At 47.9% G+C, this 1,318-nt stretch carries 4 protein-coding genes; all 4 read left to right on the top strand.

The features are described 5' to 3' along the window. Positions 1–321: hypothetical protein (locus F461_RS19245; protein ID WP_026364532.1), on the top strand; the 321-nt coding region annotated here is incomplete at its 5' end. Next, positions 314–505, top strand: a complete 192-nt coding sequence (locus F461_RS0100035) for a hypothetical protein (RefSeq protein WP_019999117.1) — start codon at positions 314–316, stop codon at positions 503–505. The genes F461_RS19245 and F461_RS0100035, both read left to right, overlap by 8 nt. 2 nt (positions 506–507) lie before the next feature. After that, positions 508–828 (top strand): hypothetical protein, encoded by a 321-nt coding sequence (locus F461_RS0100030; RefSeq protein ID WP_019999114.1) that lies wholly within the window; start codon positions 508–510, stop codon positions 826–828. Further along, on the top strand, positions 828–1,318 hold a 491-nt coding region (locus tag F461_RS0100025; protein ID WP_019999116.1), incomplete at its 3' end, for a phage tail protein. The genes F461_RS0100030 and F461_RS0100025, both read left to right, overlap by 1 nt.

Here is a 1,318-nt window from a genome sequence, read left to right as displayed (position 1 = left end):
TTGAAAGCATGTGACATTGCTTACAACGGCGTGATGGACGGTTCCGCAGTTGCCTTTAAACAAGGCTACATCACCAAAGATACAGTTGCCCGTGTCGCGCATATTGCCGCCATCTATCACAGCAGCTGGAAAGCTGCCTGTACCGCTTTGGAAGAATACAAAGTGGCAGAAGAATCCGGTGATTCTGTAAATAAGGAGGTGAAGCGCATTGCCCTAGATGCTGCGGTTTCCCTAGCACGGACCAGACTGGATGAACTCAAAACCTATTGGCACGAAGCTAAAGGCGCATACACCGAACTGAAGGAGAAAAGCGATGAGTAGAAACGACAAGATTCTAAATATTATCGAGTTCACTCTCGAAGTTGGCCCCGACCTTGTTCAAGGGATTATCGACTTATGCCGCTCTGGAAATGTCACCCCTGAATCAATCCGGAACATGAAAGAAGCTTCTAAAGACCCATACGAGATCCTTGCAGAACACGGCATCAACCTTAAGGACGACTAGCCATGCTTTCCCGCGAACAGATGATTTCTGATTTTCGCGCCATCCTTGATGATGTCGGGCAGCTGATCACGATTAACGATACAGAGCTGCTCGCCATTGTCAAAGACGGTGGAACGGAAATGCTTAGTGATGGAGACGAACGCCAAGGCTTAGGCGGTTCAGTATCAATAATGGAGCTACGCTTTATCGCTGACGACTGGCCCCACCTCCCCAAGATTGGTGCTGATCTGACCATCAACGACGAAGCATGGACGGTTAACAACCGTTGGAAGCTGTGCTTGGGAACCACCCTAAAACTACAATTGTTTCAGGAAGTATTTTAATGCCTCTGGTGAATATCGATAGCGCACAGATTGAACAAGCTGTGAAGAAAGCAGGACGCGCCTTGCAGCTTGTTCCTCAAGGCATTGAAAAAGTAACTTCGCATGCAATGAACCGCACGATTACGGGCATCCGTACTGACATCGTGAAGACTGTTTGCGGAATCTACAACGTACCTCAATGGCGAGTGCGAAACCACATATCCATATTCAAGTCTAACCGGAAAGACTTGCGCGCACATTTACGGCTTGAAGATAGCAAAAACGTTTCTTTAATGCGCTACGGCGGGCGTTCTGTCGCTATCAACAGGAAAATGTCCAAGCGCAAAGGTGCCACGGTTCAGGTTCATAAAACAGGTACGCGAAAGCCCATCCATGGTGCCTTTATTGCCAAAGGGCGTAACCACGCAACGCTCATATTTAAACGTGACGGAAAAGAACGAAACCCTATTCATGCTTTGTATGGCCCGGGCTATCCCAATTTATTCAAAGA

It is taken from the genome of Halodesulfovibrio aestuarii DSM 17919 = ATCC 29578 (assembly GCF_000384815.1).
In the GTDB taxonomy this organism is placed as follows: domain Bacteria; phylum Desulfobacterota; class Desulfovibrionia; order Desulfovibrionales; family Desulfovibrionaceae; genus Halodesulfovibrio; species Halodesulfovibrio aestuarii.
Note: the sequence above shows the minus strand (reverse complement) of the source record. Positions and strands in the feature narration are given on the sequence as shown.

Excerpts from the sequence above, each read along its gene's own strand:
- F461_RS0100035 (WP_019999117.1), top strand. The coding sequence starts at position 314 with ATGAGTAGAAACGACAAGATTCTAAATATTATCGAGTTCACTCTCGAA.
- F461_RS0100030 (WP_019999114.1), top strand. The coding sequence starts at position 508 with ATGCTTTCCCGCGAACAGATGATTTCTGATTTTCGCGCCATCCTTGAT.